Origin of the sequence: Segatella copri, assembly GCF_019249655.2 — a bacterium.
Classification (GTDB): domain Bacteria; phylum Bacteroidota; class Bacteroidia; order Bacteroidales; family Bacteroidaceae; genus Prevotella.
Genome location: NZ_CP137557.1, coordinates 3,355,304 through 3,368,877, shown reverse-complemented (window position 1 = coordinate 3,368,877; position 13,574 = coordinate 3,355,304). Strand labels below are relative to the sequence as shown.

The window sequence follows — 13,574 nt, the reverse complement described above, 5'->3', positions numbered from 1 at the left end:
CTTCATAGATGACCGGCTTTTGGCACTAGAGGCTGGGTCATTAAGGTCATTAAGGTCAAGGTCATTAAGGGTCATTAAGGTTTTTGGAAACACAAAGTATCTATCGTATGTGAACACGAAAGTTCTTAATGACCCTTAATGACCTTGACCTTAATGACCTGATTAACCATTAGTATAGGTTAATAATCACAAAAAGTTACCCTAAGGTAAGTTACCTTTGGGTAACTTTTTGTATATTTGCAGGTGGTAAGAATTAAATAAAGCTGGTAAAACGAATTTAATTAGAAGAATATGGCAGTATTGAAAACAAGATTATTGATAGCATTTTTAATGCTTCTTAGTGTGAGCCAAATCTTTTCACAAAATATTGTTATCTCTGGCAATAATGGTGAATTGGAGTATATGGATGGACTTCCGGTTCTAAAAGCAGAAAGTTATAGTTGTTTCAACAAGAATGCTTCTGATGCTTCTTGGCGTATAGTAATATCATCGCTTGCTTTGAGTGATGGTGTCTGGTATAGAAGTTCTGGTCCTGTAGAGAAGTTTGATTTTTCTGTGTCCGATTTTAGTCGCTTTGCTTTTAATATGGCGGATTATGATTGCAAAATGAAAGTAATTGGTACAAAAAAGTATTGTAAGGGATGGATTATTAGTAAATCGAATCTTTGTGAGGATTCACTAGGAGTGTATTTTGATTTACTACCCCCTAAGCCATCTGTTAAAGAGTATTCTTGGAGTTATTCTTCTTTCGATTATGATTATTGGGAATTTGTTGATGGCTACTATGATTGCGTTATTCAAGCAGAAGATTGTGAACAGTTGGAATTGGAGGAGACAGATTTGAATTGGTTGGATCATTTTGAGTATGGTACTATGACAACGAGTTATGTAGTACCGAAGGAAACTCTAGGTAAAGATTTGTATCATATAAAAAGTAATGTAAGTAATCTAGGTTCTTGGGAACATAAAATATGTTTTAGATCAAGAAATAGTTTTGGCACATCTCTATATAGTGATACGATTAGTCCTAGATCATATATTTCAGAAGATCTACTAAAAGTATTTGAGAAAGTATATTCTGGTATAGAATCTTCTCAACTAGAAGTTAATCAAGTGACTGTATTAGAAAACTGTATTCTGTGTCCTATGGAATGGAAGCAACTTCAAGTGTTTGGTATGGATGGGAAATGCTATTATCATTCTTCTAATTATCAGCCGTCTGTAAAACTTCCTAATTCTTTAAAGGGACTTTATGTAATTAGAGTATTATTCCCTGATAATAAAAAAACAATAAAGAAAATAAAGTTATGAAATAATTGTTTATGATGATGGCAATGTTGATGATTTCTGCATTGTCAATTAAGGGACAAGAGCAAATAGAAGACTCCCCTTGATTATTATCTTAAATATCCGTAAAAAAATTACGGATTATTGGTTTTTTATATATCTTTGCAAATGCTTAGCTGCACTTGACATTATAATAATTGAAAGATGGTTTTCATAGTTTTATAGTGTGTTTGCTTTGCACCAACATTATTGTTATCAATTAAAAATAAAGTATATAGAACCATGTTAGTAAAATTTGCCGTAACGAACTATAGAGGATTTGCCGATCGCATAGAATGGGATTTGTCGAAACCAAGTAACTATTCGTTTAATACTTTTGCCATTAAAGATGGTATCATCAAGAATGGCATTGTGTATGGACCTAATGGTTCTGGCAAGTCGAACTTTGCAATGGCCATCTTCGACATTACCAATCATCTTTCACAGAAGTGGAAGAAGGTGAACTATTATGATAACTTTACATATACGGGAAAGTTGAACTTCCCCGTAAAATTTGAATATGCCTTCAAGTTTATGGATGATACGTTACTATATACATATAGCAAATCGCCTGATGGAAAGCTGGAGGAAGAAGAACTTGTCGTGAATAACAAACTTATTTTCTGCAACAAGAATTCTGTCTTGACATTGGATGATGTTGAGTTTCCGATGGATTCTGCGGTGAAGGCAAACCTTGCCAATAACGCCAACAATGTATCCATCGTAAACTTTCTGCTTACTTCCTATCCTCTTGCCAAGGAGCATTATCTTCTGAAGCTGCAGCAATTCGTAAACTCAATGTTATGGTTCAGAAGTGTTGAAAAAAATGAGTTTATGGGGTTGGCTACTGCTCCGGCTAATCTCGATGAGTATATCATCAAGAATCAGCTGACTCGGGACTTTGAGGACTTCATCCATCGGGTAAGCGGACAAAGTTTTGAGTTTCAGGAGCCAAAGGATGATGATAAAGAGTTGTATTGCGTATTTGGATTAGGTCGCATTCCATTCGATAAGATTGCATCAACGGGTACTCAATCTCTGATGCTGCTTTATTACTGGCTGAAACAGATGACAAATGCATCGTTCGTTTTCATTGATGAATTTGATGCATTCTATCATTTCAGACTCTCTTATGAGGTTTGCAAGACTCTCTTTGCCCTTCCATGTCAGGCTTTTACGTCATCACACAATACCTATCTGATGACCAACGACTTGCTTCGCCCAGACTGCAATTTCATCTTGCAAGACAACAAAATCAAGCCGTTGAGCGACTGCACCCAAAAAGAGTTGAGATTCGGGCATAATATAGAAAAAATGTTTAGAGGTAATGCATTCGAAGTATGATACTATTCGTTTTTGAAGGAGTAAAACGGGAGCCGGATTTGTTCCGCACCATCCAGCGATTATACTTTGCAAACAGAGATGAGCAGATAGTATGTTCCTATAACAACAACATCTATCAACTATACAAAGATTTGCAGGAGTATGATGGCGATGGAGATATTGTGTCTTTACTCATGGAGAAATTTGCCTGTCAAGCTGACAATCCGCTCAAGGATATTGATGCATCTGCTGACATTTCTGAAATCTATCTGTTCTTCGACTATGACTTTCATAACCGGAATTTATCTCTCGAAGAAATCAACAGGCAGGTAAAGGAAATGCTTGAAACATTCAACAACGAAACGGAGTTTGGTAGGCTTTATATTGACTATCCGATGGTTGAATCTATACGTTATACTAAGCAGTTGCCCGATGCAAACTATTGGACGTATTCTGTAACACGCTCAGAGTGTAGTAAGTTCAAAGGTGTATCTGCCGATTTTTCTGCGTATGACAGTTTCGATTTTATCCTACTGAAAGACCATCGAGAGCCAACAGAAGAAGAGATGAAGGAAGTCAAGCAGAATTGGGAATATTTAAAGGAAATGAATGTGGGAAAAGCGAACTATCTATGTAAGGGAAAGAATTCGATGCCTGCATCTAAAGAAGACATACTTCAAGACAAAATATTCAACTCACAATTAGAGCAGTATGTGAATACCGAAGATTGCAAAGTAGCAGTACTCAATGCTTTCCCGATATTTCTATTTGACTATTTCAAATGAGACGGCGGTCTTCATTGATGACCTTTAGTATAGGCTCATAATCACAAAAAGTTACCCTAAGGTAAGTTACCTTTGGGTAACTTTTTGTATATTATCATGCTTTATTCTTCATCATCCTTATTGTCTGCCACAACCTGCGGACCTCTTACCTTGTCCTTCAGGCTCAGACCTTTTTTGATTTCGATGTTCACACCATCGCTTAAGCCGGTGGTTACCTGTTTGCGGTCGTATGTCTTCTTCTCGCCGCTGCCCTTTACGATATAGACAAAGGTGCTGTCGCCGCTGAACTCGATAGCACTCTCGGGCACGGTGATCACGTGGTTAGCCTTTGCCAATACTATCTCGGCGTTGGCACTGTAGCCAGAACGGATCTTGCCGCCCTTTACTGAGCGGACGGCTGCCTTTACCTCAAACTGGTTGGCTCCATTGTTCTCTACAGCCTTTGGTGAAATGTACTCCAGGTCGGCATCAAACTTCAGGTCCTGCATCGCTCCGATGGTAATCTTCATCGGCATTCCCACTACCAGATTGCCGACCTCGGTCTCGTCGATGTTGCCACGGAAGATGAGGTCGTTCATGTTTGCTACACTGGCGATGGTGGTTCCGTCATTAAAGGTGTTGGCGAGAATCACGGAGTTACCCACCTTGACAGGAATATCGAGGATAATTCCCGAAATGGTAGAACGGATGAGGGTGGAAGAGGCGCTGGCGTTGCTCTTGGAAACACCATCACGAACCACTTCGAGCGCATCAAGGGCGGCAACTTTCTCCTCCTTTGCCTGCTGCAACGACTGTTTTACCTTATCAAACTCATCGGCGCTGACCAGCTGCTTCTTGTAGAGCTGTTCCTCGCGACCATAGTTTACCTGTGCCTGCTTCAGGTTAATTTCGGCAAGGCGCACACGAGCCTGCGCCGAACTGAGCTGTCCCATGTCCGGAATCACCTTTACCTTGGCGATTACCTCGCCTGCCTGTACGAAATCGCCTGCCTGCTTGCAGATTTCGGTGATGATACCACTAATCTGAGGCTTTACGTTCACCTCGTTGCGAGGCTCTATCTTACCCGTAATCACCGTGGTTTTCAACACATCGCCCATCTTTGGGGTAAACTCGGTATATTCCACAGGCTTAGGCTGTGATTTCTCATAAAGGAACACGAAGGTTCCGATGAAAATCAAGGCGACTATCGCCGCAACTATCAACTTTGAATACTTTTTCATATCTTTTATATCTTATTTTTCTTTTATTCGTCTCTCATTGCATCTACCGGTTTGATGCTCATGGCTCGCCAGGCTGGGGCAAGTCCGGCAAGACCGCCGAGGATGCAGATGAGGATGGCTGAGGAGATGGCTGTCCAGAAATCTACCTGGAAGTGGGCGGTGAGAATGCCATCCGTGGTGTTCGCCATCTCCAGCATCTGCAGGATGGCTACTCCGAAGATGATGCCGCTCATGCCTGCCACCAGGGTAAGGAGAATACTTTCTGAGATGATTTGCGAGAGAATCATCTTCGGCGTGGCTCCGATGGCTCGGCGAATGCCTATCTCGGTGGTTCGCTCCTTCACCGTTACCATCATGATGTTGGAAACTCCGATGGCACCGGCGAGAAGGGTGCCGATACCTACCAGCCAGATGAGGAAGTTGACGCCCTTAAACAGGTTGTCGAGCATCTGGAAGAGCACCTCCGTATTGAACACCATGATTCCTTTTTCATCTGAAGGGTCGATGTTGTGAGCCCTGGCTATGGTTTCACGCATTCGCTGGGCGATGCTGCTCATCACCACACCCGGTTTACCGGTGGTGGCAATGATGTCGATGGCGGTTCCGCGATTGTAGGCGGTGCGGAGCACGGTTTGCGGAATGGTGATGGTTTCGTCGGCTCTACCGCCGAAATTCACGCCATTTCCCGAGCGGTAATCTACACCCACCACCGTGTAATAGGTGGAATCCACTCGCACGCTCTTGCCGCATGGGTCACCGCCGCCGGGGAAGAGGGTCTTGTAAATCTGTTTGCCGATGACGCAAACCTTGCGCTGGCGGCGCACATCCATCTCGTTGATGTATCTGCCGTAAAACATTTTAGGCACGGAAACCTGGGCGTAGTCGGGATTCACGCCCTGCGTGCTGCCGCTGAATTTCTTGTCGCCAAACACCACCGACTTGTTGCCTCCGAAAAGCAGCGGGGTGATGACATCGAGTTCGGGCACCCTGTGGCGCAGTCGCTCCAGGTCTTTCTCTTCCATCTGCCAGGAACGCCCCTTGTTGAATCCCTTGTAGGGTTTGGTGGTGTTCTGCGCCCAAATGATGGCGGTGTTGGTGGCGAAGCCTGCAAAATTGTTCTGCAGCATCTCCTTCAGTCCCTGTCCGCCACCCATCAGGGCGATGAGCATAAACACGCCCCAGAACACGCCGAAGCCCGTGAGCAGACTGCGGCTCTTGTTCCTCGTGATGGTATCGAGAATCTCTTTATATGTATCTAAATCTAATCGCATAATAATAATTTATAGTTTATTCCGCTCTCAGCGCCTCTATCGGTCGGATTCTTGCAGCCTTGATGGCTGGGATGAGTCCGGCGATGGTGCCTGCGATGACGATGGCGATGGTAGCACCGATGCAGGTGCCGAGGCCCACCGTAGGGTTCACAAACATGGCGGCTTTAAACAGTCCGGTATCTACGGTGGTGTGACCGATGGTTGCGTCCATGATTTCGTTTGCCGCCACGCCACAGACCATTCCGATGTAGCCGAAGAACGAGGTAATGATGATGCTCTCGGTGATGATGAGCTTCAGTATCGACCAAGGTTTGGCTCCGATGGCTTTTCTTACACCAAACTCTCGGGTTCGCTCCTTCACGGTGATGAGCATGATGTTGCTTACGCCCACGATGCCGCTCAGCAGGGTGAACAGACCCACTATCCAGAGTGCCGTCTGCATGATGGCGATTCCCTGGTTCATCTGGATATTGTCCATGTATCGGTTCCAGAGCCAGATGGTGCGGTCGTCATCAGGGGCAGCCTGGTGGTTGTTGTTGATGCTGGCACGATAGTTCTTCTCAAACTGCTCGTTATCCTCCTGGGTCTTCAGGTTCTTGATGGTGAACTCCAGACTTCCTGCATCATCGCCCTTGGCATAGATGGTCTTTATGGTGGAGTAGGCGATGAAGGCATCGGTATTGTTGCGCGATTCATCATCCTTGTAAATTCCTACCACCTGGAAGTTGAGGTTGCTGATCTTTACGTTCTTGCCCACCAGCGAACGGTAGTCTTTGCAGAGTTCCTTGGCCTGGCTTCGGCTCAGCACCACATTCTTGCGCTGCTCCTTCATATCGATTTCGTTGATGAATCGTCCGGCTATCATCTCCGTCTTGTCGATTTTGGGATGTGTAGGAGCCACACCCACCAATGACTGGCTTGCCACATAATTATCACCATAGTTGATGTTCACGTTATACTGTTCCAGTCTTCCACCCACATCATCCACGTACTGGCCGTAGGTCTGGTTGCTGATGAGGATGTCCCTGTCGTTGAGCGTGATGCTTCTGCCTTCCTTCAGTCCCTTGTAAGCCTTGGAGGTTTCGCCCGGGAATACTCGCATGGAGTTGGCAAGGAATCGGGTGCTTTGCTGCAACTGGGCATTAATCAGTCCGTTGCCGGCGCCCAGCAGGAATATCAGCATGAAGATTCCCCAGGCAACGGCAAATCCCGTAAGCGAAGTGCGGAGCTTGTTGCGCTTCGACGTGCTCCATATTTCTTTGATTAATTCTCTCATTATTTTTAGTTAATAATTAATAGTTGATAGTTTATAGAGGGCTGGCGCCATCAGCAGTTCTGCCCTATTAACTATAAACTTTAAACTATAAACTTCTTACTTCACGTAGTCTTTTGATACGAGATGATGGTCTCTGTTGTCTTCGATGCTTCCGATGAGTCCGTCCTTGATATGGATAACCTTATCGGTCTCGTTGGCAACACCGCTTTCGTGGGTTACCACCACGATGGTCATTCCCTCCTTCTGGTGCAGTTCCTTCAGCAGGTCCATCACTTCCACGCTCGTTTTGGAGTCGAGGGCTCCGGTAGGCTCATCGGCAAGGATGATTTCGGGTTTGGTGATGAGGGCACGGGCGATGGCTACACGCTGCTTCTGTCCTCCCGACATCTCGTTGGGATAATGGTTGGCCCATTGCTTCAAGCCCAGTTTGTCGAGATATTCCATCGCCAGTTCGTGGCGCTTCTTGCGGCTCACGCCCTGGTAGAAGAGTGGAAGCTCCACGTTTTCCACCGCCGTCTTGAACGAGATGAGGTTGAACGACTGGAAGATGAAGCCAATCATCTTGTTGCGGTATTCGGCAGCACGGGTTTCCGAGAGGTCTTTGATGAGCACATCGTTGAGTAGGTATTCGCCCGTATCGTAGTTGTCGAGAATACCCAATATATTTAATAAGGTGGATTTTCCCGAGCCGGAAGCACCCATGATGCTGACGAACTCGCCACGTTCGATGTCGAGGTCGATGCCCTTCAGCACATGGAGTGGCTGAGCACCCTGATAGGTCTTGTTGACGTCTTTTAGATGAATTAATGACATATAATACGCTTGTTTATTGATATGAATTTTAAACGTTAGACGCTTGCAACCTTCTGAAAGTTGCAAGCGTAGCTATAAAAAATCATATTTTCACTTTTTTGAGATTCTTCTCCAACTCTTCCTTCACTTCGTCGATGGAGATGTCGAGAAGCTGCATCTGTCGGGCGAGTTCCGGGAGTCTTTCTTTCATAAACTCCTTTTTGCGGGTTTTCTTAATCTGCTTCTTGGCTCCTGCGGAAACAAAGTAGCCCAAGCCTCGCTTGTTGTAGATGATCTCGTCGGTGGCAAGCAGGTCGTATGCCTTCACGGTTGTGTTGGCATTTACCTCCAGCAGTACGGCGTATTCCCTGACGCTCGGTATTCGCTCGTCTTCCTTGTACTTGCCCGCCAGGATTTCATCGTTCAATCGTTCGGCTATCTGTACGTATATCGCTTTATCATTACTGAAAATCATAATCTTCAATTTTAATTTTTTAGATGTTGATCCACTTGTTGCAGATTACCTGCATGCGGGTGAAAATCTTGTAGGATGCCCAGAGGCTGAAGGCTGCCAAAGCAAGGAAAACGACCGACCAGAAGATGGCGATGCAGAGAGAAGTGCCCGGATTATCATGGTTAAGATGGGTGTAGAAATCGAAAGCTCCCCATTCTTCGAGCTTGCTGCCGCAATAACCTACAATCATGTAAATGATAATACCTGATATGGCTGTCAGGATGATAGGCTGTTTGCGGAAGAAGGTGCCGCCTAGCAGAGTGAAGGAGTAAATCATGATGAGAAAGCTCCATCCAACCAGAGCTGCTTCTATTTTACATTGCCCCGCTAAGATACAGATAGGATTGTCACCGGTATTGGTTGCGGCTTCGTATATTTGTCTTAGAGAACTTCCGATGATGCTTGCATGGTAACCGGGAGTCATGAAAAAGCTCAATATAAATTGCACGAAGTCGCCTATAAGCGTAGCAATCACCATGATGAGGATACTGCCTACACTCATCATCAGGAAACGTGCAGCATATTTCTCCAGATTGTTGGCTGGCAACATCAGAAAGTTCTCTCGTTGCAGCTTGGTCATCGTATTGCTAAAGATGTTGCAGGTAGATACAAAGAAAAACGCTATTAAAATAGTGGCAAGGAGTCCTGTCATGCTATCTTCGTAGTAATTACCCAAATCTCCTCCTTCTACAATGTAATGGCTATGAGGGAAAGAATAAAGCATGGAAATGGAAAGCATGATGATGCCGATAGCCAATCCTGCGATACTGCAGAAATAGCTTTTCCTGTTGGTAAGCAAATCCCAACGCAGCACCATTCCGAATCTATGTAAATCAAAAGTCTTGTTCATAATCGTTGTTATTTAAAGATGATTTTATATTTTTCCTAATTTTCCACCTATCACTGCATTGAAGAGCAATTCCAGGTTCATCTGTGTTTCCTGCTCGCCCTCCTGTCGCTTGCAGATGGCGGCATTGCCCTGCAGGGTTGGCTCGGCGTAGAGCACGGTGTCGTCCATTTCCTGTGGGTTGCGGTACTCGAAGGTGTATTTCCCGCAGATGTCTGATACCGATGCATCGAGCAGGAGCTGGCTTTGGTTCATGATGATGATGTGGTCGAGCAGTGACTCTACATCGTGCACCTGATGAGTAGAGATGATGAGGGTGCGATCTTCCGTCATGTTGTTGGCGATGACCTTACGGAACTGGCTCTTCGATGGGATGTCGAGACCATTGGTTGGCTCGTCCATCAGAAGAAAGCGGGTACCCGTGGCGAGTGCGAAACTCATGAATACCTTCTTTTTCTGTCCCATCGAAAGTTCGTTCAACTTGAGAGAGAGTGGTAAATCAAAATCCTTGAGGCAACGGTCCAGCACTTCCTGCGAGAAGTTAGGATAGAACTCCTGGTTCATCTTCACGTAGGTGGCAAGGGAAACGTTGGGCAGTTCAAACTCTTCGGGTACCATGAAGATGTCCTTCAGCATCTCGGCTTTGCGATCTTGTGCCGAAATGCCATCCACGAGAATGGTACCTTGTTGCTGGCGGAGCAATCCGCTGATGAGGTAGAGCAGGGTGCTCTTGCCTGTACCGTTCTTACCGAGCAAGCCATAAATGTTGTTCTCCTTGAGTTCCAAAGAGAAATCTCTAAATACAAGGTGCTTGCTACCTGGGTATCTGAAATCAATGTCTTTAATCTGTATCATAATCGTTAATGTTTGAGTGTACTACTTCAATAGAACACTGCAAAGGTATGCTTTTCTGCAATAAGTTCCAAACTTTTGGGCAATTATTTTCTTGCTTTAACGTAATGTTAACAATATCACCTTATTATAAAAAGCAAAGGCACCGAAAAACTTCACTTTTCGATGCCTTTATGCTTGCTTAAATGTATTTCATCAGAATGTCCCAAACGGCGATGATGTGGCAGATGCTACCTGCCAAAACAAAGAAATGGAACACGGAATGCATGTATTTCTTCTTGTTGATGCTGTAGAACACGGCTCCCGTAATGTAGCACACGCCCTCGGCGATGATCCAAGCCACCGTGGTGGCAGATACGGAATCTATCAGTGGCTTGAAAGCCACGAGCACCGACAGTCCCATGCCCACAAAGCAGGTGGTCTCCAGGTTGCTGTGGTCCTTGAGCCGGGTAAAACTCATGATGGTTCCGGCGATGGCGCACGCCCAGATAAAGATGAAGAGGCTCCAGCCCCAGTAGCCTTGGTCGCGCAAAGCAATCAGGGTGATAGGGGAGTAGGAACCCGCAATGTGCCAGTAGATGGCGGCGTGGTCCCACTTTCGCAGTCGCTCCTTCCACTTGCTCCAGGCTGAGATGGCGTGATAAACCGTGGATGCGATGTACGACATCAGCATACCGAATAAGTAGAGGATGATACCTGCCGTGGCCCATCCGTTGTGCATGGTAAAGCACCAATACAGGAAAATGGCCCCCACGACAACGCCCATCAGAATGCCTCCTGCGTGCGACCAGGAGTTCCAGAGTTCCTCTTTATGACTGAAATGTATTTTGAGTTTCATATTACTTCCTTTTAAAATTTCTGCAAAGATACGAAATGTTTTCGGCATTTTATCCCCTTTTCCGATACTTTTAGTGCTTTTAGAGTGAAAAAAGCTTAAAATATGATGAAAAATGATACAACGTATTGAATAAAGTGTTACTTTTGCACTCAACAATTAAAATATAGTAAACCAAAATGCAACAATTGGTAAACCGAGCGGCGTGATGTCGCATCTGCTAAACAAAGATTTTCAAATACATCATATTGATCATTATTGAATCACATTCATCATTTTTGATACGATATCTCGTATTCTAATCGTTTATACCCTAAGTAATACACAAATTGAATTCTTATAATACAAACCTGGAATAGAACAAAAGTAAAAATGAGTAAACAATAATATAAACATTTTAAACCAGAAACAAATGAAACAAAATTTACTTAAGACAATGCTCGTAATGGCTGGCATCGTTGCTGGCTCTATGGGGGAGGCCGTCCGAAAACTTAATTAGGGAAGCAAACAACTGAATTGGGCATTTTTCTTTTGCTCTTTATAGTTAATTAACTTCGTATCTTCTTGATTCTCAATTATTTTATGTATCTTTGTAGTAAAAAACAAGAAAGATATGGCATATAAAAAAGGACAAGATAGACGACAGAGGGTTCTTTTCCCTGATTGCATTGACGAGTATGTAGAGGCTGACGCCCCTGTTCGCTTGTTTGATGCTTTTGTCGATAATCTCAAAATGGATGAACTGGGATTCGTCCGCAGTACTCCTGCAGAGACAGGTACTCCTGGATATGATCCTCGCGATCTCCTCAAACTCTATATTTATGGTTACTTCTATCAGGTACGTTCCTCTCGCAAACTTGCTCGTGAGTGCAAGTGTAACGTAGAGGTAATGTGGCTGCTCAACAAGCTGACTCCTGACTTTCGTACAATCTCCGATTTCCGCAAGGACAACAAGAAGGCTATTACTAAAGTTTTTAAAGAGTTCAACAAGTTTTGTATGGGACTGAAGCTCTTTTCCAAGTCGTACATCTCTATTGATGGAAGCAAGTTTAAGGCTGTAAATGCTAAAGACAACAACCTTACTCTAAGCAAACTCGATGACCGAATCAAGCGTCTTGATGAACATATTTCAATCTATATGGAAGAACTTGAAGCATACGATCATGAGGAAGGACGCAGGCTCTCTAAAGATGAGTTGCAACGTAAGCTTGATGTTTGCAAGGAGCGCAAGGAACGCTATGAGGGATACCGTGATACACTTGAGAAAAGTGGTGAAAGCCAGATTTCCTTAACCGATCCTGATTCCCGACTAATGAAAGCCAACGAAGGCTTTTGTGTCGGTTATAATGTGCAAACTGCAGTTGATGCGGAGAGCCATATGATAGCAGGCTTCCTGGTAACCAACAGTCCAACAGACCATGGTCAGCTTACAAGCGTAGCATCTGAGGTGAAAGCCGATTATGGTGTTGACGTTCTTGAATCAACTGCAGACAAGGGGTACGAGTGTCCCGAGGATCATGCAGATGCATTGGCTAATGGTATCGTACCAAATGTCATCCAACGTGATGGCAGCTGCACGGAGCAGGTTCAGTTTGACTATAACGAAGCTACCATAACTGACGAACAAAAGTCAAGTACTAATCCAGAAGATTTGAAGGCATGTCTTGAAGCAGCAGTCATACCGGAAGCCTACAAGGATTTTTTAACCGATGCACAGATTGTAGAGGTCAAGGAGTACACTTCTGATGTAGCAGAGTCTGCTGTACTGAAGATGACTCCCGGGCAGATGCGTGCCAAGGCTCTTGAAGGATACTTCGTGAGGGATGCCGAACGCAATCTTGTCTATTGTCCGCAAGGAGAAATCCTGAGGCAAAAGTCTATCAAAAGAAACGGTATGATCCGCTATTGCAACAAGCTTGCATGTAAAAAATGCAAGTGCAAGTGTACCATCCAGAAGTTCAAGGAGGCAGACTTCAACAAAGACACCTTGATAAAGGCAACCGAAGCAAAACGCAAGCAACTCAAAGAAGAGAATAAGGACAAGCCAAAACCTCCAAGAATGAAGATCGTGAAGAAGGTTGTCCGTTACGTTTTACATCTAGATCAGAACAAGATGGACAATCGCAAATGCCTCTCCGAGCATCCTTTTGGAACCATGAAGCGAGCACTTGGGCAATACTACTTTTTACTGAAAGGCAAACTGAAAGTAACTGCTGAGATGGGTCTCTTTTGCCTATCTTATAACCTTCGTCGTGCCATATCTCTCAAAGGTGTACCTGCTTTGATTGCTTCTCTTGGATAATGACCTGTAGGGATCAATACCATCGAAAAACACGCTCTATTAGTGTTCATATCGGCCATTTTAAGCCCTTATGACGAATTGTTTAACATAAACTAAAATTTTAAGATGAAAAAAGATATGCCCTTAGAGGGACTTAGGTGGAGTCGTGATAGCGGTTCTGCCCTCTATGATACACCCCAAAACGGCCGTTCTCGGACGGGCTGGGGGGTGGGCACAAACAGTGCTGTTTGA

Annotated in this window: 12 protein-coding genes; 4 read left to right on the top strand and 8 right to left on the bottom strand. The window is 44.4% G+C overall.

Translation table 11 applies throughout. The annotated features are described in order from the left end of the window. The first annotated feature begins 291 nt into the window (after window positions 1–291). The 3 genes from KUA49_RS13855 (at window position 292) to KUA49_RS13845 (ending at window position 3,434) form a co-directional block, all read left to right on the top strand. Window positions 292–1,311, top strand: coding sequence for a hypothetical protein (locus tag KUA49_RS13855; protein ID WP_218413327.1), 1,020 nt, complete (start codon window positions 292–294; stop codon window positions 1,309–1,311). A 258-nt stretch (window positions 1,312–1,569) separates the two neighbouring features. Further along, window positions 1,570–2,670: an AAA family ATPase gene (locus KUA49_RS13850; RefSeq protein ID WP_218413326.1), complete on the top strand. Its 1,101-nt coding sequence runs from the start codon at window positions 1,570–1,572 to the stop codon at window positions 2,668–2,670. Further along, on the top strand, window positions 2,667–3,434 hold the full coding sequence (locus KUA49_RS13845; RefSeq protein ID WP_218413325.1) for a hypothetical protein: 768 nt from the start codon (window positions 2,667–2,669) through the stop codon (window positions 3,432–3,434). The genes KUA49_RS13850 and KUA49_RS13845 overlap by 4 nt, the downstream gene beginning before the upstream one ends. A gap of 101 nt (window positions 3,435–3,535) precedes the next feature. Here the strand turns inward: KUA49_RS13845 and KUA49_RS13840 are convergent, their stop codons facing one another. The 8 genes from KUA49_RS13840 to trhA form a co-directional block, all read right to left on the bottom strand. Further along, complete coding sequence (locus tag KUA49_RS13840; RefSeq protein ID WP_218413324.1) at window positions 3,536–4,654, bottom strand: efflux RND transporter periplasmic adaptor subunit; 1,119 nt, start codon at window positions 4,652–4,654, stop codon at window positions 3,536–3,538. Between the two features lie 23 nt (window positions 4,655–4,677). Beyond that, entirely contained in the window at window positions 4,678–5,925 is a 1,248-nt protein-coding gene (locus KUA49_RS13835) for an ABC transporter permease (protein WP_218413323.1), read from the bottom strand. A gap of 16 nt (window positions 5,926–5,941) precedes the next feature. Further along, window positions 5,942–7,201, bottom strand: coding sequence for an ABC transporter permease (locus tag KUA49_RS13830; protein ID WP_218413322.1), 1,260 nt, complete (start codon window positions 7,199–7,201; stop codon window positions 5,942–5,944). A 96-nt stretch (window positions 7,202–7,297) separates the two neighbouring features. After that, a complete protein-coding gene (locus KUA49_RS13825) occupies window positions 7,298–8,014 on the bottom strand; it encodes an ABC transporter ATP-binding protein (protein WP_218413321.1) in 717 nt (238 codons plus the stop codon). A gap of 82 nt (window positions 8,015–8,096) precedes the next feature. Beyond that, a complete protein-coding gene (locus tag KUA49_RS13820; protein WP_218413320.1) occupies window positions 8,097–8,468 on the bottom strand; it encodes a GntR family transcriptional regulator in 372 nt (123 codons plus the stop codon). A gap of 19 nt (window positions 8,469–8,487) precedes the next feature. Next, window positions 8,488–9,357, bottom strand: a complete 870-nt coding sequence (locus KUA49_RS13815; protein WP_218413319.1) for a hypothetical protein — start codon at window positions 9,355–9,357, stop codon at window positions 8,488–8,490. A 24-nt stretch (window positions 9,358–9,381) separates the two neighbouring features. After that, complete coding sequence (locus KUA49_RS13810; RefSeq protein WP_218413318.1) at window positions 9,382–10,209, bottom strand: ATP-binding cassette domain-containing protein; 828 nt, start codon at window positions 10,207–10,209, stop codon at window positions 9,382–9,384. 178 nt (window positions 10,210–10,387) lie between these two features. After that, on the bottom strand, window positions 10,388–11,044 hold the full coding sequence (gene trhA, locus KUA49_RS13805) for a PAQR family membrane homeostasis protein TrhA (RefSeq protein ID WP_203041774.1): 657 nt from the start codon (window positions 11,042–11,044) through the stop codon (window positions 10,388–10,390). 610 nt (window positions 11,045–11,654) lie between these two features. Here trhA and KUA49_RS13800 point away from each other — a divergent pair. Continuing rightward, window positions 11,655–13,343 (top strand): IS1182 family transposase, encoded by a 1,689-nt coding sequence (locus KUA49_RS13800; protein WP_318331588.1) that lies wholly within the window; start codon window positions 11,655–11,657, stop codon window positions 13,341–13,343. Window positions 13,344–13,574 lie beyond the last annotated feature (231 nt).